Origin of the sequence: Pantoea sp. B9002 (assembly GCF_013385945.1) — a bacterium.
Lineage (GTDB): Bacteria > Pseudomonadota > Gammaproteobacteria > Enterobacterales > Enterobacteriaceae > Pantoea.
Genome location: NZ_JACAPA010000011.1, coordinates 302,557 through 326,035, shown reverse-complemented (window position 1 = coordinate 326,035; position 23,479 = coordinate 302,557). Strand labels below are relative to the sequence as shown.

22 protein-coding genes and 3 tRNA genes are annotated in these 23,479 nt (G+C 54.4%); 1 reads left to right on the top strand and 24 read right to left on the bottom strand.

What is annotated here, in order from left to right; all coding sequences use genetic code 11:
* Nucleotides 1-11 precede the first annotated feature (11 nt).
* Together nadA and HX773_RS10210 are read right to left on the bottom strand one after the other, a co-directional pair.
* Entirely contained in the window at nucleotides 12-1,073 is a 1,062-nt protein-coding gene (nadA, locus tag HX773_RS10215; RefSeq protein WP_176971409.1) for a quinolinate synthase NadA, read from the bottom strand.
* Between the two features lie 135 nt (nucleotides 1,074-1,208).
* A complete protein-coding gene (locus tag HX773_RS10210; RefSeq protein ID WP_176971408.1) occupies nucleotides 1,209-1,715 on the bottom strand; it encodes a methylated-DNA--[protein]-cysteine S-methyltransferase in 507 nt (168 codons plus the stop codon).
* A 158-nt stretch (nucleotides 1,716-1,873) separates the two neighbouring features.
* On the opposite strand from HX773_RS10210, the gene HX773_RS10205 reads away from it, so the two are divergent.
* Entirely contained in the window at nucleotides 1,874-3,340 is a 1,467-nt protein-coding gene (locus HX773_RS10205) for an AlkA N-terminal domain-containing protein (protein ID WP_176971407.1), read from the top strand.
* 360 nt (nucleotides 3,341-3,700) lie between these two features.
* Here the strand turns inward: HX773_RS10205 and HX773_RS10200 are convergent.
* The 22 genes from HX773_RS10200 to sdhC form a co-directional block, all read right to left on the bottom strand.
* Nucleotides 3,701-3,776, bottom strand: a tRNA-Lys gene (locus HX773_RS10200).
* A 27-nt stretch (nucleotides 3,777-3,803) separates the two neighbouring features.
* Nucleotides 3,804-3,879 (bottom strand) — tRNA-Lys (locus HX773_RS10195).
* Between the two features lie 53 nt (nucleotides 3,880-3,932).
* Nucleotides 3,933-4,008 (bottom strand) — tRNA-Lys (locus HX773_RS10190).
* A gap of 166 nt (nucleotides 4,009-4,174) precedes the next feature.
* Nucleotides 4,175-4,975 (bottom strand): cell division protein CpoB, encoded by an 801-nt coding sequence (gene cpoB / locus HX773_RS10185; protein ID WP_176971406.1) that lies wholly within the window; start codon nucleotides 4,973-4,975, stop codon nucleotides 4,175-4,177.
* A 9-nt stretch (nucleotides 4,976-4,984) separates the two neighbouring features.
* Nucleotides 4,985-5,503 (bottom strand): peptidoglycan-associated lipoprotein Pal, encoded by a 519-nt coding sequence (pal, locus tag HX773_RS10180; RefSeq protein ID WP_176971405.1) that lies wholly within the window; start codon nucleotides 5,501-5,503, stop codon nucleotides 4,985-4,987.
* Nucleotides 5,504-5,567: 64 nt separating this feature from the next.
* A complete protein-coding gene (gene tolB / locus HX773_RS10175) occupies nucleotides 5,568-6,863 on the bottom strand; it encodes a Tol-Pal system beta propeller repeat protein TolB (protein WP_176971404.1) in 1,296 nt (431 codons plus the stop codon).
* A gap of 116 nt (nucleotides 6,864-6,979) precedes the next feature.
* Nucleotides 6,980-8,257, bottom strand: coding sequence for a cell envelope integrity protein TolA (gene tolA / locus HX773_RS10170; RefSeq protein WP_176971403.1), 1,278 nt, complete (start codon nucleotides 8,255-8,257; stop codon nucleotides 6,980-6,982).
* A gap of 25 nt (nucleotides 8,258-8,282) precedes the next feature.
* Entirely contained in the window at nucleotides 8,283-8,711 is a 429-nt protein-coding gene (tolR, locus tag HX773_RS10165; RefSeq protein WP_008107389.1) for a colicin uptake protein TolR, read from the bottom strand.
* Nucleotides 8,712-8,724: 13 nt separating this feature from the next.
* Nucleotides 8,725-9,411, bottom strand: a complete 687-nt coding sequence (gene tolQ, locus HX773_RS10160) for a Tol-Pal system protein TolQ (protein ID WP_007890639.1) — start codon at nucleotides 9,409-9,411, stop codon at nucleotides 8,725-8,727.
* Nucleotides 9,408-9,812: a tol-pal system-associated acyl-CoA thioesterase gene (ybgC, locus tag HX773_RS10155; RefSeq protein ID WP_008107385.1), complete on the bottom strand. Its 405-nt coding sequence runs from the start codon at nucleotides 9,810-9,812 to the stop codon at nucleotides 9,408-9,410. The genes tolQ and ybgC overlap by 4 nt, the downstream gene beginning before the upstream one ends.
* A gap of 198 nt (nucleotides 9,813-10,010) precedes the next feature.
* Nucleotides 10,011-10,304 (bottom strand): cyd operon protein YbgE, encoded by a 294-nt coding sequence (gene ybgE / locus HX773_RS10150; RefSeq protein WP_176971402.1) that lies wholly within the window; start codon nucleotides 10,302-10,304, stop codon nucleotides 10,011-10,013.
* Nucleotides 10,304-10,417: a cytochrome bd-I oxidase subunit CydX gene (cydX, locus tag HX773_RS10145; RefSeq protein WP_007890642.1), complete on the bottom strand. Its 114-nt coding sequence runs from the start codon at nucleotides 10,415-10,417 to the stop codon at nucleotides 10,304-10,306. Before cydX ends, ybgE begins: the two co-directional genes overlap by 1 nt.
* A 15-nt stretch (nucleotides 10,418-10,432) precedes the next feature.
* On the bottom strand, nucleotides 10,433-11,572 hold the full coding sequence (gene cydB, locus HX773_RS10140) for a cytochrome d ubiquinol oxidase subunit II (protein ID WP_008107378.1): 1,140 nt from the start codon (nucleotides 11,570-11,572) through the stop codon (nucleotides 10,433-10,435).
* Between the two features lie 11 nt (nucleotides 11,573-11,583).
* Complete coding sequence (cydA, locus tag HX773_RS10135; RefSeq protein ID WP_176971401.1) at nucleotides 11,584-13,155, bottom strand: cytochrome ubiquinol oxidase subunit I; 1,572 nt, start codon at nucleotides 13,153-13,155, stop codon at nucleotides 11,584-11,586.
* A gap of 663 nt (nucleotides 13,156-13,818) precedes the next feature.
* A complete protein-coding gene (gene sucD / locus HX773_RS10130; RefSeq protein WP_008107375.1) occupies nucleotides 13,819-14,694 on the bottom strand; it encodes a succinate--CoA ligase subunit alpha in 876 nt (291 codons plus the stop codon).
* A complete protein-coding gene (gene sucC, locus HX773_RS10125; RefSeq protein ID WP_007890646.1) occupies nucleotides 14,694-15,860 on the bottom strand; it encodes an ADP-forming succinate--CoA ligase subunit beta in 1,167 nt (388 codons plus the stop codon). Before sucC ends, sucD begins: the two co-directional genes overlap by 1 nt.
* Nucleotides 15,861-15,920: 60 nt before the next feature.
* Nucleotides 15,921-17,144, bottom strand: a complete 1,224-nt coding sequence (gene odhB / locus HX773_RS10120; protein ID WP_176971400.1) for a 2-oxoglutarate dehydrogenase complex dihydrolipoyllysine-residue succinyltransferase — start codon at nucleotides 17,142-17,144, stop codon at nucleotides 15,921-15,923.
* 15 nt (nucleotides 17,145-17,159) lie between these two features.
* A complete protein-coding gene (gene sucA / locus HX773_RS10115) occupies nucleotides 17,160-19,967 on the bottom strand; it encodes a 2-oxoglutarate dehydrogenase E1 component (RefSeq protein WP_176971399.1) in 2,808 nt (935 codons plus the stop codon).
* Nucleotides 19,968-20,172: 205 nt separating this feature from the next.
* Entirely contained in the window at nucleotides 20,173-20,889 is a 717-nt protein-coding gene (locus HX773_RS10110) for a succinate dehydrogenase iron-sulfur subunit (RefSeq protein ID WP_007890649.1), read from the bottom strand.
* Between the two features lie 14 nt (nucleotides 20,890-20,903).
* Complete coding sequence (sdhA, locus tag HX773_RS10105) at nucleotides 20,904-22,670, bottom strand: succinate dehydrogenase flavoprotein subunit (RefSeq protein ID WP_176971398.1); 1,767 nt, start codon at nucleotides 22,668-22,670, stop codon at nucleotides 20,904-20,906.
* Entirely contained in the window at nucleotides 22,671-23,018 is a 348-nt protein-coding gene (gene sdhD, locus HX773_RS10100) for a succinate dehydrogenase membrane anchor subunit (protein ID WP_176971397.1), read from the bottom strand.
* Nucleotides 23,012-23,443 carry a succinate dehydrogenase cytochrome b556 subunit gene (sdhC, locus tag HX773_RS10095; protein ID WP_176971396.1) on the bottom strand — a complete coding sequence of 144 codons (432 nt, stop codon included), beginning with the start codon at nucleotides 23,441-23,443 and terminating at the stop codon, nucleotides 23,012-23,014. The genes sdhD and sdhC overlap by 7 nt, the downstream gene beginning before the upstream one ends.
* Nucleotides 23,444-23,479 lie beyond the last annotated feature (36 nt).

Sequence of the window (23,479 nt, the reverse complement as noted above, 5' to 3'; positions counted from 1 at the left end):
CGGGTAGCGCGTCATGCGTTCCCCTTCACCTTAAGTTTGAGATCTGCTGCAAAGGATAGCATGCGGTTGAGCGGTAGCAACGCGGCCTCACGCAACGCGCTATCCACATGAATCTCATGCTCGCTGCCGCCATGCTCCAGCCCTTCGGCAATCGCTTTCAGGCCGTTCATCGCCATCCACGGACAGTGCGCACAGCTGCGGCAGGTTGCGCCCTCACCTGCCGTGGGCGCTTCCAGCAGCTCTTTGTTCGGCACCGCCTGCTGCATTTTGTAGAAGATGCCGCGATCGGTGGCGACGATCATCTGCGGATGCGGCAAGCTTTGCGCCGCCTGAATCAGCTGACTGGTGGATCCCACCGCATCGGCCAGATCGACAATCGCCTGCGGTGATTCAGGATGCACCAGCACCGCCGCATCCGGATAGAGCGCCTTCATGCGTTGCAAAGCCTGAGTTTTGAATTCGTCATGCACGATACAGGCGCCCTGCCAGCACAGCACATCCGCACCGGATTTTTGCGTGACGTAGCGGCCGAGATGGCGATCCGGTGCCCAGATAATTTTCTCGCCGAGGCTGTCGAGATGCTCAATCAGCTCAACCGCGATGCTTGAGGTAACGACCCAATCCGCACGCGCCTTCACCGCCGCCGAGGTGTTGGCATACACCACCACGGTGCGATCGGGATGCTGATCGCAGAAGCGGTTAAATTCTTCAATTGGGCATCCGAGATCGAGCGAGCATTCCGCCTGCAAGGTGGGCATCAGCACGGTTTTTTCCGGGCTAAGGATTTTTGCGGTTTCACCCATAAAACGCACGCCCGCCACCAGCAAGGTTTTGGCGGGATGGGTGCTGCCGAAACGCGCCATTTCCAGTGAGTCCGATACGCAGCCGCCGGTTTCTTCCGCCAGCGCCTGAATTTCGGGATCGGTGTAGTAATGCGCCACCATCACCGCATCACGTTCTTTCAGCAAGCGTTTGATTTTGTTTTTGTAGTGGGCTTTTTCATCGTCGCTGAGACGTGCCGGTTTCGGCGGGAAAGGATAGATCGCGCTTTCAGGATCGAACATCAGACTCATGACACGGCTCTCGTTTTATCAATTTAACAAAATTGCCCGTTACGGCAATGATGCGGCATCAAAACCGCCATCGTGTTTTATATGCTAAACACGATAGCGGAATTGCGCGAGAGTGTCGTCTCTTTTTTGCGCGCTCTACAGCAACAATGCGCTGCTCAACGTTTTCTGCGGACTTTCCAGCTCCAGCAGGAAGGCTTTAACGGTGAGTCCGCCTGCAAAGCCGGTGAGTTTGCCGTTGCTGCCAATCACGCGATGGCACGGCGCCATAATCGATAGCGGGTTTTTACCGTTCGCTGCGCCCACGGCGCGCACTGCTTTGGGATTGCCGATCTGCTCGGCGATTTGCAGGTAGCTGCGCGTTTCTCCAAACGGGATGGTGAGCAGCGCTTGCCACACTTTTTTCTGGAACTCGGTGCCGACAGTGTCGTACGGCATATCAAACTGCTGACGCTCACCAGCGAAATATTCGCGCAACTGACGTTCAGCCTCACACAGAATCGGATGCTGATCGTTACGGCTAATCGGCTTCAGAGGCACGCGCTGCGCGCCTTCGTTTTCCCACAGAATCGCCGACAATCCTTTATCGCTGGCAACAAGCGTGAGCTCGCCAACGGGCGTCGCGATGATTTTGGCATGATACATGGTGCACCTCCGGCATATTCTCTGCTGGCGATTATCGCATTTCCGCCGCAGGAAACTGGCTGTTTTCGGTCATCAGCATAAACTGGTTAGCTGTCCGAAAGCAGCGAGTTTTCCTGTTCAGCTTGCGCGACCATGCCGTTTATTTGCCGGAGACGATGATGTTTGATGCTGAAATTGCTTACCAGGCGCTGACGTCGCGCGATAGCCGCTTCGACGGGCTGTTTTTTGTTGGCGTGACATCCACCGGCATTTATTGCCGCCCCATTTGTCCGGTGAAAGCGCCGATGCAGAAGAACTGCCTGTTTTTTAGCAGCGCAGAGGCCGCCGAGAAAGCGCACTTCCGCCCCTGTTTACGCTGCCGCCCGGAACTGGCGCCCGGCTCCGCGCCGGTGGATAGCCATCACCGCATTGCCGATCGTTTGATTCGCCGCATCGAAGAGGGCTTATTGGAAGAGCAGGAGACGCTGGCAGAGATCGCTGGCGAGTTTGACCTCAGTGAACGTCAATTGCGTCGCGTGGTGCAGCAAGAGCTCGGCGTATCGCCTTTAGAGCTGCGTCAGACACGTCGTATGCTGCTGGCTAAGCAACTTCTGACAGAAACCTCACTACCGGTAACAGAAATTGCTTACGCCAGCGGCTTTCGCAGTCTGAGGCGTTTTAACGATGTCTTCCAGGCGCGCTATCGCATGACGCCCTCCCGCCTGCGCAAGCAGAATCAACCCGATGCCGTGAAGACCACGCAGGAGAGCGCCGAACTACGCCTGAGTTATCGGCCGCCTTACGATTGGGATGCGATGCTCGATTTCCTGCAACAGCGCGTGATGAAGGAGGTGGAATGGGTGAACGAGGGCATTTATCACCGCACCGTGGCGCTGGGCAACTGTCGCGGCTGGGTGCGCGTGAGCCATCTTGCGGAAAAACAGTCGCTGAAGGTGCAATTTACGACGTCTCTGACGCCAGTGCTGCCCGCTTTGCTGCGTCGTCTGCGCGATCTGTTTGACCTGGATGCGCAGCCACAGCGCATAGCAGAGCATCTAAGCCACGATCCGCTATTAGCCGAGAGCTTGTCGCGCTTTCCTGGTTTACGCGTTCCTGGTGCGTTTGACGGCTTTGAATTGGGTGTGCGCGCGATACTCGGCCAGCAGGTTACCGTGAAAGCCGCAACCACGCTAAGCAGCCGAATGGCACAGCGCTTTGGTGAGCCGCTGGTAACGCCGTGGTCAGAACTTTCGCGTTTGCCGCCGAATGCGGAGTCGCTGGCGGCGGCGAGCATCGATGATATCGCCAGCCTGGGAATTGTCAGTGCGCGTTCACATGCCATTCAGGCATTGGCGCAGGCATGTGCTTCTGGAGCATTACGCTTTAACGGTGCGGTGAATCCAGATGTGGTTCAGCAGCAGTTACTGGCGCTAAAAGGCATTGGGCCGTGGACGGCAAGTTATATCGCGATGCGCGCACTGCGTTGGCCTGATGCGTTTCCCAAAGAGGATATTGCGATTCGTAATAATCTCGGCGGCGTGAGTGCCAAAGTGGCGGAGCAGTTATCGCAGGTTTGGCGACCGTGGCGCAGCTATGCGGTGCTGCATATCTGGAAAAGTCTGACGCCGGTTAAGAAATCCAAATAGTGCGTTTCAGGCGGAAATAAGGGGCGGTTGCGTAAAGTCGCCGTGGATACATCCCTGTAGGCTCTGCCGGCGCATCCATGCGCCGGAAGCTTTACTCCACCGCCCCTTATCCCCGCCTTCATGCAAATATGTGCACTTTTTTTAAAAGCGATAATTTAGCGTATGGGCCAGAAAAGGCGGGAGCGGAAGTAGCGAAGCGTCCGAGCCATGGATGGCGAGGCCGATCCACAGGGATGTGATGTGTCTTCGCGATCCGTCCCGCCTTTTAGAGCCCGGCACCCATCCCAAAGCAACACTGCTAAAATTTTATTAAAATGTAGAAAAGCAAAAAGGCGCCTTTAGGGCGCCTTTCTACATAACTGGTGGGTCGTGCAGGATTCGAACCTGCGACCAATTGATTAAAAGTCAACTGCTCTACCAACTGAGCTAACGACCCGCTGTGGGGCTTACAACCTTTACTTGATGGTGGGTCGTGCAGGATTCGAACCTGCGACCAATTGATTAAAAGTCAACTGCTCTACCAACTGAGCTAACGACCCATCAAGGTTGTGAAGCTTACTGAAGAAATCATCTCACTTACAACGGGTTGAGATGGTGGGTCGTGCAGGATTCGAACCTGCGACCAATTGATTAAAAGTCAACTGCTCTACCAACTGAGCTAACGACCCATCTTCAGTGCTGCCGATACTTGTTAAGATATGTCCCGGCAACGGCGGCATATATTACTGATTTAGCGGGAGGGCGCAACCCTTATTTTCCACTAAATGTCTCAATTGCTTACCTTTCATGCTGTAAGACCAGAAATCACACGAAATCCGGTCTTTTAAGCACAAATTACAACCCGGCAAGACGTTTTTGCGCCTGCTTAGCAGAATCACTATTTGGGAATTGTTTGATCACTTGCTGGAAGACAGCCTTGGCTTTCGCCGTGTCGTTCTTCTCTTGCATGATCACGCCAACCTTAAACAGCGCTTCCGGGGCTTTTGGCGATTTCGCGTAATTTTTTACCACAGTGGCAAAATAATAAGCCGAATCGTCTTTTTTACCCTTGTTGTAATACAGCTGACCCAGCCAGTAATTGGCATTCGGCTGATAGGTAGAATCAGGATATTTCTTCACCCAAGCCTGCAGGGCAGTAATCGCCTGATCGTACTGCTTCTTCTCCAGAATCAGCGCAACGGCAGCATTGTAGTCCGTGTTGGCATCGCCGGTTTGCGCTGGCGCGGCCGCACTGGCGCTATCGCTGCTACCGCTATCTGCAGAGGCCGCAGCGCCCGCTGCAGCGGCGTCAGCACCACCGCTCGCCTGCGCACCGTTATTGCCGGCGCTGAGGCTGTCGATTTGCTGATAGATCTGCTTCTGGCGCTCAATCACCTGATTAAGCTGATAGCTGTTTTGCTGGATTTGCCCGCGCAGCGAATCGATATCGCTTTGGTTGTCGCTCATCTGCTGCTGCAATTGCTGCAGAAGCTGAGCCTGGGCATTAGAGATACGTTCAAGAGTGGTGACGCGGTCTTCGACCGAGCCTGAGCCAACGCTACTGATTGACGCCTGGGCATTAGCGGCCCCCAAAGGGGCCGCTAAACCAACCAGTAACGACAGACTCAACAGATGAAGTCTGAAGTTACTCATCATGATATTTTCTTAGTAAACCAGTACGGCACGACGGTTTTTAGCGTAAGCCGCTTCGTCATGACCGAGTACAGCTGGTTTTTCTTTACCGTAAGAAACGATAGACATCTGGTCAGCAGAAACGCCTTTGCCTTGCAGATACATCTTAACGGCGCTTGCACGACGTTCGCCCAGGGCGATGTTGTATTCTGGAGTACCGCGCTCATCCGCATGACCTTCGATGGTCACTTTGTAAGACGGGTTGCCACGCAGGAATGCAGCGTGCTGATCCAGCATCTGAGCGTAGTCAGACTGCACGTCATACTTGTCCAGACCGAAGTAAACGATGTTGTTCTGCTGCAGCTGCTGCATCTGCAGGCGCGCTTGCTCGTCAGAAGACATGTTACCGCCGTTCTGACCAGCACCGTAAGCACCGTCATTAGCGCCCATACCAGTCTGATCGTTGTTGTTGTTTTTGTGTGAGCTACATGCAGCTACTGCGATAACCGGCAGAGCCAGCATCAAACCCTTCAGCACTTTGTTCAGTTGCATTTCTTTATCCTATTATTTTGTTTGCCATACATTTTAATCCCCCGCCGTGCAGGGGACCTATGCATCACAGATACGGCGACCAGGCAGGGAATTTGACCTGTCCATCAGTTGCCGGAAGACGCGCTTTGAAACGCCCGTCGGTTGAAACCAACTGCAACACGGAACCCATCCCCTGAGTAGAGCTATAGATTACCATTGTGCCGTTAGGAGCCAGACTTGGCGTCTCATCCAGGAACGTGTCCGTTATTGTTTGAACGGCTCCCGTTACCAGATCCTGTTTGGCGACATGCTGAGCGCCACCGGCGCTGCTGATCATCACCATAGTTTTACCGTCGGTTGACACGTCCGCATCCTGGTTTTGCGCACCTTCCCAGGTAATACGTTGTGGCGCACCGCCGTTAACTCCAACTTTATAAATCTGAGGCGCACCGGCCTGATCCGAGGTATAGGCCAAGGTCTGGCTATCCGGGAACCATGTTGGTTCAGTGCTGTTGTAGCGACCATCGGTCACCTGACGCGTCTGACCAGAAGCCAGATCCATCACATACAAGTTCAGGCTGCCGGTTTTTGACAGCGCGAAGGCCAGTTTAGAACCGTCTGGTGAGAAGGCTGGCGCACCGTTGTGACGCGGATAAGAAGCAACCTGACGGATTGCACCGTTAGACAGCGTCTGAACCACCAGCGCAGATTTGCCGCTTTCGAAGGTCACGTAAGCCACTTTGCTGCCATCTGGCGACCAGGCCGGAGACATCAATGGCTGCGGTGACCGGTGAACCACAAACTGGTTGTAGCCATCGTAATCCGACACGCGCAACTCATACGGGAACTGACCGCCATTGGTCTGCACCACATAGGCAATGCGGGTACGGAATGCACCTTTGATGCCGGTCAGCTTCTCGAACACTTCGTCACTGGCGGTGTGCGCTGCATAACGCAGCCACTGCTTAGTCACTTTATAAGAGTTCTGCGCCAGCACGGTGCCTGGCGCGCCGCCGGTATCCACCAGCTGATAGGCAATTTGATAGCTGCCGTCAGCGTTTGGCGTTACCTGACCAACCACGACCGCATCAATACCCAATGCGCTCCATGCGGCAGGTTGAACTTCCTGCGCGCTGGCTGGCTGTTGTGGCAGACGAGAACGATCGAGCGGATTGAATTTACCGCTGTTGCGTAGGTCAGCAGAAACGATCCCGCCGATGTCTTCTGGTGCCGCGCCTGGGCCAGCCCATTGGAACGGAACCACACCAATAGGACGTGCGGTGTTAACGCCCTGCGTAATTTCAATACGGACTTCTGCATGAAGCATTGCTGCCCACAGCAGTACAAAAAAACCTAAGGTTACACGAAGTGCCTGCTTCATCTTTTCTCCCTTACCTGAACCAGAGGTTCATGATAATTCGCACAGTTCCTGAAAAACACGAGTACTCATAGAGTACGGCAAGCTAACCTTAGTTCAACCTGCCGTACGTTACTGCATTATTCTGGTTTGAAACGCATAGGTGCGTTTTTAAACACTTCATACACCGCCTCTGAAGGCGGCTTCGGAATCCGCGCCTGCTTCGCGGCAGCAATTGCCGCCTGACACAAGGCTGGGTCGCCACCTTCCGCAGTGACATCTTTCAGAAAACCATCCGGTGCCAATTTTATACGCAGGTTACACTCTTTACCTTTATACAAATCCGCATCGTAGAAACGGCTCTGAATCGCCCCGACAACCTGGCCCAGATAGGAGTTGATTTCTGCGCCTGACGCACCCGCTTTCTTCTGATTGCCCTGCCCTGCAGCGCCACCTGACGCGGTGCCGCTTTTCGGTGCGTTCTTACCCGAAGACAAACCCCCTAACAGATCGTCAACGGCGTTTTCGTTCTTCGCAGCTTCAGCAGCGGCTTTTTTGGCATCCGCAGCCGCTTTCGCTTTTGCATCCGCTTTTGCCTTAGCAGCCGCATCGGCCTTAGCTTTCGCCTCGGCTGCAGCCTTCTCTTTGGCTTCTGCAGCGGCTTTTTCTTTCGCTTCAGCCGCCGCTTGCTCTTTAGCCTCTTTGGCTTCCTGAGCCGCTTTCGCCTTGGCGTCAGCAGCAGCCTGCGCTTTAGCTTCAGCGTCCGCTTTGGCTTTCGATTCTGCGGCCGCTTTTGCCTGCTGCGCCGCTTTCTCTTTCGCTGCTTCAGCGGCAGCGGCTTTCGCCTGCTCTTCCGCTTTCTTCTTCGCGTCAGCCGCGGCTTGCTTGGCTTCCTCTACCGCTTTGGCTTTGGCGTCGGCGGCTGCTTTTGCCTGCGCATCAGCTTCCGCTTTGGCATCAGCCTTGGCTTTCGCTGCGGCGGCTTCGGCAGTTTTCTGCTGTTCCTGCGCTTGCTTAGCGGCGGATTCAGCGGCTTTCTGCTGCTCGGCCTGCTGCTTCGCCTGCTCTTTGGCTTCCTGCTGTGCCTGCAAGCGCTCTTTTTCCATCTCTTTCAGGCGCTGCTGCTCAGCAGCTTGTTTCTGCTGTAACTCTTCGGCCTGCTGCTGCGACTGTTTCTGACGCTGCTGCTCGGCGCGCTGACTGTCTCGTTGCTGATTCTGCTGGCGGTTATACTGCTCAACCACGGCGCCTGAATCGACCATCACTGCGTCAATATCACTGCCACCGCCACCGCCGCTGGATTCGATTTTTTCGTTAAACGAGCTCCAAATCAGTAAGGCGATCAGCACGATGTGCAGAATCACCGAAACGATTATCGCGCGCTTTAACTTGTCGTTCTGCTCGGTTGCCTTCGACACACTCGGTTCCCAAAAACGGTTCGCTTTAAATCGGCTGCGTCATCAAACCGACAGATTTCACGCCTGCCTGATGTAACAGGTTCAGCGCCTTGATGATTTCGTCGTAAGGGACGTCTTTCGCACCGCCGATCAGGAAGACCGTTTTCGGATTGGCTTCAATCCGGCGCTGCGCTTCGCTCACCACCTGCTCCGGCGGTAACTGCGTCATACGATCGTGATCCACCACCAGGCTGTACTGGCCAACACCAGACACTTCAACAATCACCGGTGGATTATCATCAGTTGAGACGGTTTTTGAATCTGTCGCATCCGGCAGATCCACTTCCACGCTCTGGGTAATAATCGGCGCGGTTGCCATAAAGATGAGCAGCAACACCAACAGCACGTCCAGCAGTGGAACAATGTTGATTTCCGACTTAAGGTCGCGTTTACCGCGACCACGGGTTCTGGCCATCGTAAACCTCGACTTACTTCGTGTTGTCGGTGGAGAAAGCCTGACGATGCAGGATAGCCGTGAACTCTTCCATGAAGTTGTCGTAGCCCTGTTCCAGCTTGTTAACGCGCTGGTTCAGACGGTTGTACGCCATAACGGCTGGAATGGCCGCAAACAGACCGATTGCAGTAGCGATCAACGCTTCGGCAATACCCGGTGCAACCATCTGCAGCGTGGCCTGTTTTACCGCACCGAGGGCGATAAAGGCGTGCATGATCCCCCACACTGTACCAAACAGACCGATATACGGACTGATAGAACCAACGGTGCCAAGGAAAGGAATGTGGTTTTCCAGCGTTTCCAGTTCACGATTGAAGGAGATACGCATCGCACGGCTCGCGCCCTCGACAACCGCTTCTGGCGCATGGTTGTTAGCACGATGCAAACGCGCAAACTCTTTGAAACCCGAATAGAAAATTTGCTCAGATCCGCTCAGTTCATCGCGGCGTCCCTGGCTTTCCTGATACAGGCGTGACAGCTCGATACCCGACCAGAACTTATCTTCAAACGCTTCGGCTTCGCGCCCCGCCGCATTCAAAATGCGCGTACGCTGAATAATGATCGCCCATGAGGCAATAGAAAAGCCGATCAAAATCAACATGATAAGTTTGACCAGAAGGCTCGCCTTCAGGAACAAATCAAGAACATTCATGTCAGTCACTGCTTGAACTCCGCGACAATAGACTTGGGAAGCGCAATTGGCTTCATTAGATGTGGGTTGATGCAGGCAATCAGGACTTCTGCTTCATTTAGCACTTTGCCTTCTGCATTCACGATACGCTGCGAGAACGTCATCGTTGCACGCGTCATTGAGGTCACTTCTGTTTGAATTTCCAAAAGATCGTCCAGACGTGCAGCCGCAACAAAATCGATCGTCATGCGTCGTACCACAAAAGCCACCTGCTCTTCCAACAGGACCTGCTGATTGAAATGGTGCTGGCGCAGCATTTCGGTACGTGCTCGTTCATAGAAAGCAAGATAACTGGCGTGGTAAACCACACCACCGGCATCGGTGTCTTCGTAATAGACACGAACCGGCCAGCGAAACAGCGTTGTACTCACTCTACATCCCGGTCTCATTTTAAACGTTGCTACTATACGCAAGAGAGATCGGCTTGGGAATGGTCCGCTTACGCCGCGAGAAAATAATTATCACAGGTTAACAACTGGAAGGAATTTTAGGATGTTTCTTGACCGGACGCTGACAAAACCTCACGTCAGCGCCTGAAATTGCAGCGTTTTTAAGTCCTGAGCCTGGACTTAATAGTAGAACCAGAAAATTCCTGCGACTAAAACCATCATCGCGGGCAATGGCGAGAACAGCGCTTGCCAGCGCAGGTGCTGCGGGCGGAATCCGGTGCCGTGAATCACGCCAGTGCAAACGGCCCAAATCAGCAGCATTCCGTGCCATATCGCTAAATCACTGGTTCGCGCGGCAAAGCGTGAAGGCTGCCAAATGACACAGCCCGCCAGCCACAACGCGAGGATAAGTGAAAGGGCCCGAAGCGGGCCCTTGTCCATCAGACGATACAGCGTCTGAATCAGTGTGCGCATCAGACTTGTTCGTCCTTCGCGCTGCTCTCTTCAACATGCTCCAGCGCCAGCGCCGTAATCACACCGAACGCACAGGCCAGCAAGGTGCCAAGAATCCAGGCAAAATACCACATGCTCAATCTCCTTAATCAGTACAGGGAGTGCGTATTGCTCTCAATGTGTTCTTTGGTGATACGGCCAAACATCTTGTAATAACACCAGGCGGTGTACGCCAGGATAATCGGTACAAAGATGATGGCGGCAATGGTCATCACTTTCAGCGTCAGCAGGCTAGACGTGGCATCCCACATCGTCAGGCTGATGCCTGGCACGGTGCTGGATGGCATGATGAAGGGGAACATCGCAATCCCGGCCGTCATGATCACGCAAGCTAAGGTCAGTGAAGACGAAATAAACGCCAGAGCGCCCTTCTCGATACGCGAAAAGAGAATGGTCAGCAGCGGCAACACCACGCCCAACAGCGGGAACAGCCACAGCACTGGCATCTGCTCGAAGTTCACCATCCACGCACCGGCTTCACGCACCACATCTTTACCCAACGGGTTGGATGCCGCGTGATGATCGATAACGCTTTTAAGCACATAACCGTCAATGCCGTATTTCACCCACACACCTGCAAGGATGAAGCACACCATCATCACCAGCGCCGAGATTTGCGCGGTGCTGCGGCTGCGGACGTGCAACTCACCAGCAGTACGCATCTGCAGATAGGTTGCGCCCTGCGTCAGGATCATCGCCACACTCACCACGCCCGCCAGCAAGCCAAACGGATTCAACAGCTGGAAGAAGTTGCCGGTATAGAAGAGGCGCAGATATTCGTCAGCATGGAACGGCACACCTTGCAGCAGGTTGCCGAACGCCACACCAATCACCAGCGGCGGCACAAAGCTGCCGATGAAAATGCCCCAATCCCACATGCCACGCCAGCGCATATCTTCAATCTTCGAACGGTAATCAAATCCGACCGGACGGAAGAACAGCGAAGCCAGCACCAGAATCATCGCCACGTAGAAGCCGGAGAACGCAGCGGCATACACCATTGGCCAGGCGGCAAACAGTGCGCCACCGGCGGTGATCAGCCAAACCTGGTTTCCGTCCCAGTGCGGCGCAATGCTGTTAATCATGATGCGACGTTCGGTATCGGTGCGTCCCAGAATGCGGGTTAGCATACCGACGCCCATATCAAAGCCATCGGTGACCGCGAAACCGATCAGCAATACGCCAATCAGCAGCCACCAGACAAAGCGCAATACTTCGTAATCAAACATGGTCGCTCTCCTTATCCACGCGCCGGCTGAGATGATGTCTTCAGCGTTTCATGATGATAGCGGCCGGTTTTCAGGCTGCTTGGACCGAGGCGCGCGAACTTGAACATCAGGTACATTTCCGCCACGAGGAACAAGGTGTAGAGACCGCAAATCAGCGTCATTGAGAACAGCAGATCGCCGACGGTCAATGAAGAGTTAGCGACCGCGGTTGGCAGCACCTCACCAATTGCCCACGGTTGGCGACCATACTCGGCAACAAACCAACCTGCTTCAATCGCAATCCACGGTAACGGAATGCCATACAACGCGGCTTTCAGTAACCAGCGAGACTTACCGATGCGGTTACGAATCACGCTCCAGAAGGAGAGCGCAATAATGCCCAGCATCAGCACACCGCCTAGCACCATGATGCGGAAGGCGAAGTAAAGCGGTGCAACGCGTGGAATGGAGTCTTTCGTCGCTTCCTGGATCTGCGCTTCGGTCGCGTTGGCCACATCCGGCGTATAGCGCTTCAACAGCAGGCCATAACCGAGATCCTGTTTGCTGGCTTCAAACTGGCTGCGCACCTCAGGATCTTTGCTGCCACCGCGCAATTCGTTCAGCAGCGCGTAGGCTTTCATGCCGTTACGAATACGCACTTCATGTTGTGCCAGCAGATCTTTCAAACCGGTGACTGGCGTATCGACTGAACGCGTGGCGATCAGGCCGAGCAGATACGGAATCTGAATCGCATATTTGTTCTCCTGCGTCTCCTGATCCGGAATACCAAACAGTGTAAACGCAGCCGGAGCCGGTTGGGTTTCCCATTCCGCTTCAATTGCCGCCAGTTTGGTTTTCTGCACGTCGCCGATTTCATAACCGGATTCGTCACCCAGCACGATCACCGACAGAATCGCCGCCATACCGAAGCTGGCTGCGATGGCGAAAGAGCGTTTAGCGAAAGCAATGTCGCGCCCTTTCAGCAGATACCATGCGCTGATACCCAGGATGAACATCGCACCCGTGGTGTAACCGGCGGCCACGGTATGCACAAACTTCACCTGCGCAACCGGGTTCAGCACCAGCTCGGAGAAACTCAACATCTCCATACGCATGGTTTCGAAATTGAATTCCGATGCGATCGGGTTTTGCATCCAGCCGTTCGCCACCAGAATCCACAGCGCGGACATGTTCGAACCGAGCGCCACCAGCCAGGTCACCGCAAGGTGTTGCACTTTGCCGAGACGATCCCAGCCAAAGAAGAACAGGCCAACAAAGGTGGATTCGAGGAAGAACGCCATTAAACCTTCAATGGCGAGCGGCGCACCGAAGATATCGCCGACGTAGTGTGAGTAATATGACCAGTTAGTACCGAACTGGAATTCCATGGTCAGGCCGGTAGCCACGCCGAGTGCAAAGTTGATACCAAACAACTTGCCCCAGAACTTGGTCATATCTTTATAAATTTGTTTCCCCGTCAGGACATATACGGTTTCCATGATCGCCAATAAAAACGCCATACCCAGCGTTAATGGCACGAACAGGAAATGGTACATCGCCGTCAGGGCAAACTGTAAACGCGACAGCTCGACAATATCTAACATGATGACTCCTTGCTCCTCGCATGAACTTCCCCTGCGGATGACAACGGCAAACAACAGACATTGACGCGCAGAATAAGATTCAGGAACGACTGATTATTGATTCCAGTTTTGTTACTGATAGAACAGAGAAAGCTGTTGCCCGAAGAGAGCGAGTAACAGTGATAAAAATTCCCCGAAAAACCGATCTTTTCAGTCAATTTAAAGCAGGAGTGAAACGAGGAGGCGGCAGAATTGATATAACAACGCCTGGCACAAACTCCTGATAAATTATGACGAAGACTGAATTGATGCAGCGCAATTTATACCGGTTAGTCGGCGTTTTGCTAGCGGTAAAGTTTCCTATAAGTCGCTATTTATTGATCTGGATTAAGACAATAAATTTCCAGATATGTAGTGTTATAGTGGTTGTTAATTAGATGTCACAACATCATCATATAATTAAGAATATAATTACCTTTTCCGCAATTTTTTAACCTCGTTTTGGAAAGTCGCGTGCTAATTGTTTGACAAAGATCCAGCGCCTTTTCCCTTCTTTACCCTGATGACAGAGTAAGCATAGCCGCAGTTTTTGAAACCGTTGCGCTTTTTGCCCCTCTTTTAGGCGGGTAATTACCAAAAAAAAAGCCACCCGAAGGTGGCTTTTCAATGTCAGTCAATACCGGCTTATTTGATTGGCAGAACTGCTTTAACCGCGTCGCCAATATCTGCCAGGCTGCGTACGGTTTTCACACCGGCCGCTTCCAGCGCAGCAAATTTCTCATCAGCGGTACCTTTACCACCGGCAATGATGGCGCCTGCGTGGCCCATACGCTTGCCTTTCGGTGCAGTAACACCGGCGATATAGCCTACAACCGGCTTGGTCACGTGTGCTTTAATGTACGCCGCTGCTTCTTCTTCCGCGCTACCACCGATCTCACCGATCATCACGATCACTTCAGTCTGTGGATCTTCCTGGAACAATTTCAGGATATCGATGAAGTTAGAGCCTGGGATCGGGTCACCACCGATACCTACGCAGGTTGACTGGCCGTAGCCGATGTCAGTGGTCTGCTTAACGGCTTCATAAGTCAGCGTACCTGAACGCGATACGATACCGACGCGGCCTGGCTGATGAATGTGGCCCGGCATGATACCGATCTTACATTCGCCTGGGGTGATCACGCCTGGGCAGTTCGGGCCGATCATACGCACGCCAGCTTCATCCAGCTTCACTTTCACGGTCAGCATATCCAGCGTTGGGATACCTTCGGTGATGGTGATAATCAGTTTGATGCCCGCATCGATCGCTTCCAGGATACCGTCTTTGCAGAACGGCGCTGGAACGTAGATTACGGTGGCAGTTGCGCCGGTCGCTTCTACGGCTTCACGCACGGTGTTGAACACCGGCAGGCCGAGATGCGTGGTGCCGCCTTTGCCTGGCGTTACACCGCCAACCAGCTGCGTACCGTAGGCCAGCGCCTGCTCAGAGTGAAACGTCCCTTGACCACCGGTGAAACCCTGGCAAATGACTTTGGTGTTTTTGTCGATCAAAATGGACATTATTTACCCTCCGCTGCAGCTACAACACGCTGTGCAGCGTCTGTCAGGCTGGTTGCTGCAATGATGTTCAGACCGCTGTCCGCCAGTTTCTTAGCGCCCAGCTCGGCGTTGTTACCTTCCAGACGAACCACAACTGGCACGTTGACACCCACTTCTGCTACGGCACCGATGATGCCGTCTGCGATCAGGTCGCAACGCACAATGCCGCCGAAGATGTTAACGAACACAGCTTTCACCGCATCGTCAGACAGGATGATTTTGAAGGCTTCGGTAACGCGCTCTTTGGTTGCGCCGCCACCAACGTCCAGGAAGTTGGCTGGCTCACCACCGTGGTGTTTCACGATGTCCATGGTGCCCATCGCCAGACCGGCGCCGTTCACCATACAGCCGATGTTGCCATCCAGCGCAACGTAGTTCAGTTCCCACTGCGTAGCGTGTGCTTCACGTGGATCTTCCTGGCTCGGATCGCGCATTTCACGCAGTTCCGGCTGACGGAACAGTGCGTTACCGTCCGCGCCCAGTTTGCCGTCGAGGCAGATCAGATCGCCCTGCTTGGTGATCACCAGCGGGTTGATCTCAACCATCGCCAGATCGCGCTCGAGGAACATGGTCGCCAGACCCATGAAGATTTTGGTGAACTGGCTAACTTGCTTACCGGTCAGGCCGAGTTTGAACGCCAACTCGCGGCCCTGATACGGCTGTGGACCCGCTAATGGATCCAGCGCCATTTTGTGGATCAAGTGTGGCGTTTCTTCTGCCACTTTCTCAATCTCAACACCGCCTTCTGTCGAAGCCATGAAGATCACGCGACGGGTAGCACGGTCAACAACCGCACCCAGATACAGCTCCTGATCGATATCAGTCGCGGCTTCCACCAGAATCTGGTTTACCGGCTGACCGTGCGCATCAGTTTGATAGGTCACCAGACGTTTGCCCAGCCAATGTTCAGCAAAAGCACGAATGTCTTCTTTGCTGTTAACCACTTTCACGCCGCCCGCTTTACCGCGGCCACCGGCATGAACCTGACATTTCACGACCCACGGACCTGCGCCAATTTTAGACGCGGCTTCTTCAGCTTCACGTGGCGTGGTGCAGGCGTAGCCTGTCGGTGCTGGCATGCCATAGCGTGCAAACAGCTGCTTCGCCTGGTATTCATGTAAATTCATGATGTTCTATCCATTCAGGTATGAGTTTGGGCGCGCCTTCACACCGCGCGCCCGGCGAAATTAGACGTCCAGCAGCAGGCGAGCTGGATCTTCCAGCATCTCTTTCACCGCGACCAGATAGCCAACGGATTCACGACCATCAATTAAACGGTGATCGTAAGAGAGCGCCAGATACATCATTGGCAGAATCACAACCTGACCATTGACCGCCATTGGGCGCTCTTTGATGGCGTGCATGCCGAGAATCGCGCTCTGCGGTGGGTTGATGATTGGCGTAGACATCAGCGAACCAAACACACCACCGTTGGTGATGGTGAAGTTACCGCCGGTCAGCTCTTCAACCGTCAACTTGCCGTCACGGCCTTTCACCGCCAGCTCTTTAATCTTCTTCTCAATGTCAGCCATGCTCAGTGCATCAACATCTTTCAGCACCGGCGTAACCAGACCACGCGGGGTAGAAACCGCAATGCTCACATCGAAATAGTTGTGGTAAACCACATCTTCGCCATCAATTGATGCGTTCACTTCCGGGAAGCGTTTCAGCGCTTCAACCACCGCTTTGATGTAGAAGGACATGAAGCCCAGACGCACGCCGTGACGCTTCTCAAACGCGTCGCCGTACTGCTTGCGCAGATCCATGATTGGCTTCATGTTGATTTCGTTGAACGTGGTCAACATCGCGGTGCTGTTTTTCGCTTCCAGCAGACGCTCGGCAACACGCTTACGCAGACGCGTCATCGGTACGCGTTTTTCGCTGCGGTTTGCCACAGCCGCTTGCGGTGCTGCGGCCGCCGCTGGGGCTGGTGCTGCTTTGCCGCCGTCGGCTTTCTTCGCCAGATGTTTTTCCACATCTTCACGCGTCAAACGACCGCCAACACCGGTGCCTTTGATCTGCGCGGCATCGAGGTTGTTTTCAGCAATCAGACGACGTACCGCTGGGCTGAGCGCATCGTTGCTCTCTTCTTCCAGTGAGGCAGTCTGACGCTGTGCCGGAGTAGACTCGTTGCTTTCCGCTTTCGCTGTGGTCTCTTTCCCGCCGCTGTTGCCTTCTTTCAAGCGGCCCAGAATCTGACGAGAAGTCACGGTAGCGCCTTCATCTTCCAGCACGGCTTCAAGAATGCCGTCCGCTGAAGCAGGCACTTCCAGCACCACTTTGTCAGTTTCAATTTCTACCAGAACTTCATCGCGGCTCACAGAGTCGCCAGGTTTTTTGTGCCAGGTTGCAACCGTTGCGTCCGCTACGGATTCAGGCAAATCGGGAACGAGAATTTCTACGCTACTCATTTTCTTTCCTTTTTATTAACCAAGGTTCAGCGCGTCATTAACCAGGTCTTGCTGCTGTTTTTGATGTACGGACATGTAGCCCACGGCCGGTGAAGCAGAAGCCGGACGGCCTGCATAACGCAGTGACGCACCAAATGGAACCACTTCGCGGAAATGATGCTGACTGCAATACCATGCGCCCTGATTCAGCGGCTCTTCCTGACACCACACGAAATCCTGCACATGAGCATAGTTTTTCAATACGTCCTGCACGACTTTGTGCGGGAACGGATAGAGTTGTTCGATACGCACGATGGCCACGTCGGTCTGCTCGTTTTTACGACGCTGATCCAGCAGATCGTAATAAACCTTGCCCGAACACAGCACAACGCGTTTTACCTGTTGCGGATCGAGATCGTCGATTTCACCAATCGCCGGCTGGAAACTGCCAGTGGCCAACTCTTCCAGGCTGGAAATCGCCAGCGGATGACGCAGCAGTGATTTCGGTGACATGACGATCAGTGGACGGCGCATACCGCGCAGTGCCTGACGACGCAGCATGTGGTAAACCTGCGCAGGCGTGGAAGGCACGCACACCTGCATGTTCTGTTCAGCACAGAGTTGCAGATAACGCTCCAGACGCGCTGAGGAGTGCTCAGGGCCCTGACCTTCATAACCGTGCGGCAGCAACATGACCAGGCCACACATACGGCCCCATTTCTGCTCGCCGGAGCTGATGAACTGGTCGATCACGACCTGCGCACCGTTGGCGAAGTCACCGAACTGCGCTTCCCAGATGGTCAGCACGCGCGGCTCTGCGGTGGCATAACCGTATTCGAAGGCCAGTACGGCCTCTTCAGACAGCACGGAATCCCACACTTTGAACTGACCCTGGCCGTTATGGACATGGTGCAGCGGCGTGTAGGTTGAGCCGTTGGTCTGGTTGTGGATCACCGCATGACGGTGGAAGAAGGTACCGCGACCGGTATCTTCACCGGACAGACGCACCGGAATCCCTTCGTCAACCAGCGTGGCATAGGCGAGGTTTTCTGCACCGCCCCAATCGAACGCTTTGTTGCCTTCGGCCATCTCTTTGCGATCGTTGTAAATCTTGGCAACGCGAGACTGCACTTCTACCGATTCCGGTACGCTGCTGATGCGGCGCGCCAGTTCCTGCAGGCGTTTCAGTTCCACGGTTGCCGGGTAGCTTTCATCCCACTCGTGGTTCAGATACGGCGACCAGGTGAATGAATGCAGGCTCATCGGACGCCACTCTGGTACCACGCATTCGCCTTCATCCAGCGCGTCGCGATACAGATTGACCATCTCGGTGGCATCTTCGCTGGTCGCTACGCCTTCGCTTTCCAGCTGATCGGCATAGAGTTTACGCGGCGTCGGATGCTTTTTGATTTTCTGGTACATCAACGGCTGCGTTGCACTTGGCTCGTCGGCTTCGTTGTGGCCGTGACGGCGATAGCACACCAGGTCGATGAAGACATCACGTTTAAAGGTGTTGCGATAATCCAGCGCCAGGCGAGTCACAAAGGCTACTGCTTCCGGATCGTCCGCGTTAACGTGGAAAATCGGTGCCAGCACCATCTTGCCGATATCGGTACAGTACGGCGTAGAACGCGCATCTTTCGGGTTGGAGGTAGTGAAACCAACCTGGTTGTTGATCACGATGCGAACGGTACCGCCCACTTCGTAGCCACGCGCCTGCGACATGTTCAGGGTTTCCTGCACCACGCCCTGACCGATTACTGCAGCATCACCGTGAATGGTGATTGGCAGAACTTTGTTGCTGCTTGGCTCAGCCAGACGATCCAGGCGCGCACGCACCGAACCCATCACCACCGGGCTAACAATTTCCAGATGCGACGGGTTGAACGCCAGCGCCAGATGCACCAGGCCGCCTTCGGTTTCCACGTCAGACGAGAAGCCCATGTGGTACTTCACGTCGCCGGTGCCAAGGTGTTCTTTGTGCTTACCGGAGAATTCGTCGAACAGATCCTGCGGCTTCTTACCTAATACGTTGATCAGTACGTTCAGACGACCACGGTGCGCCATACCCAGCACCACTTCGCGCGTACCGCTTTTGCCAGCGTGACGAATCATCTCGCGCAGCATCGGCACCAGCGCATCACCGCCTTCCAGCGAGAAGCGCTTCGCGCCAGGGAATTTCGCGCCCAGATATTTTTCCAGGCCTTCTGCCGCGGTCAGCTCTTTCAGGAAACCTTTTTTCTCGTCGCTGCTGAAAGACGCGTGGCCCACCACCGATTCCAGACGCTGCTGAATCCAGCGCTTCTCGTCGGTGTTGTTGATGTGCATGTATTCAGCACCAATCGAGCCACAGTAAGTCTGCTGCAGCGCCGCAAACAGATCGGCCAGCTTCATGGTCTCTTTGCCGATAGCAAAAGAGCCTACGTTAAAGCTTTCCTGAAAATCGGCGTCGGTCAGATCGTGATAAGCCGGATCGAGGTCGGCTACCGTGTCCTGTTTCCACAGGCCAAGCGGATCGAGGTTTGCATGCTGATGGCCGCGGAAGCGGAACGCATTAATCAGCTGCAGCACTTTAACCTGTTTGGAGTTGGTCGCCGGATCGGTCACGGTTGATGTATAACGCGTGGCGTCTTTAGCCAGGCGGCGGAAGTAGTCACGCGTGGTGGAGTGAAATTGCTCAGGTTTCACGCCAGTGCCCGGCAGCTGTTGGAACAGCTCGCGCCACATGTCATCAACTGAGTCAGGATCGGTCAGGAAATCCTCATAGAGTTGCTCTATGTAAGATTGGTTCGCGCCGGCCAGCCAGGAGGAGTCCAGCCAGGGTTTCATCGCGCTGTTCTGCATTGTGATCCCTTAAGCATTAATCTGCTTTTTATGAGGTTTCATTTTTTACCGCTTACGCGGCTTGCCGTAGTGAGTTCAGCGATACGAACCTGTGCGCTACCGGCGCCTGGCTCGTAAGGGAACCTTTATAAGCGTGGTCAGCACCGCGCTTATAGAGGCTTCCGTAAACATCCGGGAACCTCAGTTCCCGGAGAGTGACTTTCTGTTACGCCCCGCGTTGCAGCAGCATCGACTTAATATGGCCGATGGCGCGCGTAGGGTTTAGGCCTTTCGGGCACACGCTCACACAGTTCATGATGCTGTGACAGCGGAAAACACTGAAAGCATCGTTTAGATTGTCGAGACGCGCATTGGTTTCAGTGTCGCGGCTGTCGATCAGGAAACGGTAAGCGGCCAGCAGGCCAGCCGGACCGACAAACTTGTCCGGATTCCACCAGAACGACGGGCACGACGTTGAGCAGCAGGCGCAGAGAATACACTCATACAAACCGTCCAGATGCTCACGCTCGGCTGGGCTCTGTAAATGCTCGCGTGCCGGTGGATTTTCCCCATTATTCAACAGGAAAGGCTTAATCTTCTCATACTGTGCATAGAATTGTCCCATGTCTACCACGAGGTCGCGGATCACCGGCAAACCGGGCAGTGGACGGATAACAATTTTCTTCGAACCGTTGCCCAGCGCAGAGATCGGCGTGATACACGCCAGACCATTTTTACCGTTCATGTTCAGACCATCTGAACCGCACACGCCTTCACGGCAAGAGCGACGGAAAGCCAACGTAGGGTCTTTCTCTTTCAGACGGATCAGCGCATCCAACAGCATCATGTCGCGACCATCTTCCGACTCCAGGGTGTACTCCTGCATGCGCGGCTTGGCATCGACTTCCGGGTTGTAACGATAGATTGAAAATTCGAGTCTCATGATGATCTCCGCAATTAGTAGGTACGCGCTTTCGGCGGGAAGGCCGCACGCAGTTTCGGTTGCATGTTCACCTCACGGCGCGTCATGCTTTCCGTCTGCGGAACATAGAGACTGTGGCACAGCCAGTTTTCATCATCGCGATCCGGGAAGTCGAAGCGGCTATGCGCGCCACGGCTTTCGGTACGGAAGTTGGCGGCAACAGCGGTGGCGTAAGCGGTTTCCATCAGGTTATCCAGCTCAAGGCACTCGATACGCTGTGTGTTGAAGTCTGGCGAACGGTCATCAAGACGCGCCGATTTCAGACGCTCACGAATCACTTTCAGCTCTTCCAGACCTTCACGCATCGCATCGCCATCGCGGAATACCGAGAAGTTGTTCTGCATGCAGCGCTGCAGCGCTTTACGGATTTCGACAGGATCTTCACCGGTGGTGTTATTTTCCCAGCGGTTGAAGCGCGCCATCGCTTCATCAAGATTTTCCTGCGTGGCTTCACGCAGTTCGCCCTGCTCTTCAATACACTCCAGCAGATGCACACCGGCTGCGCGGCCGAACACCACCAGATCGAGCAGCGAGTTGCCGCCGAGGCGGTTAGCGCCGTGTACCGATACGCAGGCGATTTCGCCAACGGCAAACAGACCCGGAATCACCACATCTTCGCCCTGCTCGTTCACGCGCAGCGCCTGGCCAGTCACTTTGGTCGGCACGCCGCCCATCATGTAGTGGCAGGTTGGGATCACCGGAATCGGTTCTTTGATTGGGTCGACGTGGGCAAAGGTACGCGACAGCTCAAGGATACCCGGCAGACGCGACTCCAGCACTTCGGCACCGAGGTGGTCGAGTTTCAGTTTGATGTGCGGACCCCAAGGGCCATCGCAACCGCGACCTTCACGGATTTCCACCATCATCGAACGCGCAACTACATCACGACCCGCCAGATCTTTGGCGTTCGGCGCATAACGCTCCATGAAGCGTTCACCGTGCTTATTCAGCAGGTAACCACCTTCACCACGACAACCTTCGGTGACCAGCACGCCCGCACCGGCAATACCGGTTGGGTGGAACTGCCACATTTCCATATCCTGCACCGGCACGCCGGCGCGCAGCGCCATACCAACGCCGTCACCGGTGTTGATGTGGGCGTTAGTGGTGGATTGGTAAATACGGCCCGCGCCGCCGGTCGCCAGAATGGTGGCCTTGGCTTTGAAATAGACGGTTTCGCCGGTTTCCATGCAGATTGCCGTACAGCCGACAATCGCGCCGTCTTCGTTTTTCACCAGATCCAGCGCATACCATTCGGAGAAGATGGTGGTTTTGTTTTTCAGGTTCTGCTGATACAGCGTATGCAGCAAGGCGTGGCCGGTACGGTCGGCAGCTGCAGCAGTACGCGCCGCCTGCTCACCGCCGAAATTCTTCGACTGACCACCAAACGGACGCTGATAGACGCGGCCATCATCAAGACGGGAGAAAGGCAATCCCATATGTTCCAGTTCCAGAATCGCTTCTGGACCGACATGACACATATATTCGATCGCGTCCTGGTCGCCGATAAAGTCGGAACCTTTGACGGTGTCGTACATGTGCCATTCCCAGTTATCTTCATGGGTGTTACCCAGCGCAACGGTAATACCGCCCTGCGCCGATACGGTATGAGAACGGGTTGGGAAAACTTTGGATAACAGGGCGCACGTTTGGCCCGATTGGGAGATTTGCAAGGCGGCGCGCATACCTGCACCACCCGCGCCGATCACCACGGCATCAAATTCTCTGACTGGCAAACTCATTTACACACCCCACACCACAACGATTCCATAAATAGCGTACGACAACAGCGCAACCACAATCACAAACTGCAGCAGCAAACGGGTTGCTACCGGTTTCACGTAATCGGTTAATACCTGCCACATGCCAATCCAGCCGTGGATCAGAATCGAGAACAGCGTTAACACGGTGAACACTTTAGTGAAGGCGGACGAGAAGAAGCCGTGCCAGACGTCATACGTCAGCGTGCCTGTCATCACGACAAAACCGAGGATGTAGATGATGTAAAGCGTCATTAAGATTGCAGCAGCACGCAGTAACAGCCAGTCATGGATACCGTTGCGTCCTAATGCAGAAGCATTGCTTACCATACGAGGACTCCAGCCAAAATTGAGAGCACGACAGTGATACCAAAAGCCGCTTGCGCGGAACGGGTTCCCACCTGCAAGGTTTCTTCCATAAAGCCAAAATCAGCCAACATATGACGAATACCGCCCACGACGTGATACGCCAGCGCAGTTAAAATGCCCCACATGATGAATTTGGCGAAGAAGCTATCCATGATGGATGCCGCTTGCAGGAAGCCTTCAGGAGAAGAGAGGGAGAGACCCAGTAACCAGAGCAGAATTCCGAGAGCGACAAAGGTGATCACGCCGGAGACGCGGTGGAGAATGGACGATATTGCAGTAACGGGAAACCGGATCGTCGAGAGATCCAAGTTAACAGGTCTTTGTTTTTTCACGGTTTTGCCCACACAGCTCTTTTTTATTTTGCTTCCTCCGGTCCTGAGTTGCATCAGAGACACAGCGTGTGTTCAGACTGCAACCGCCAC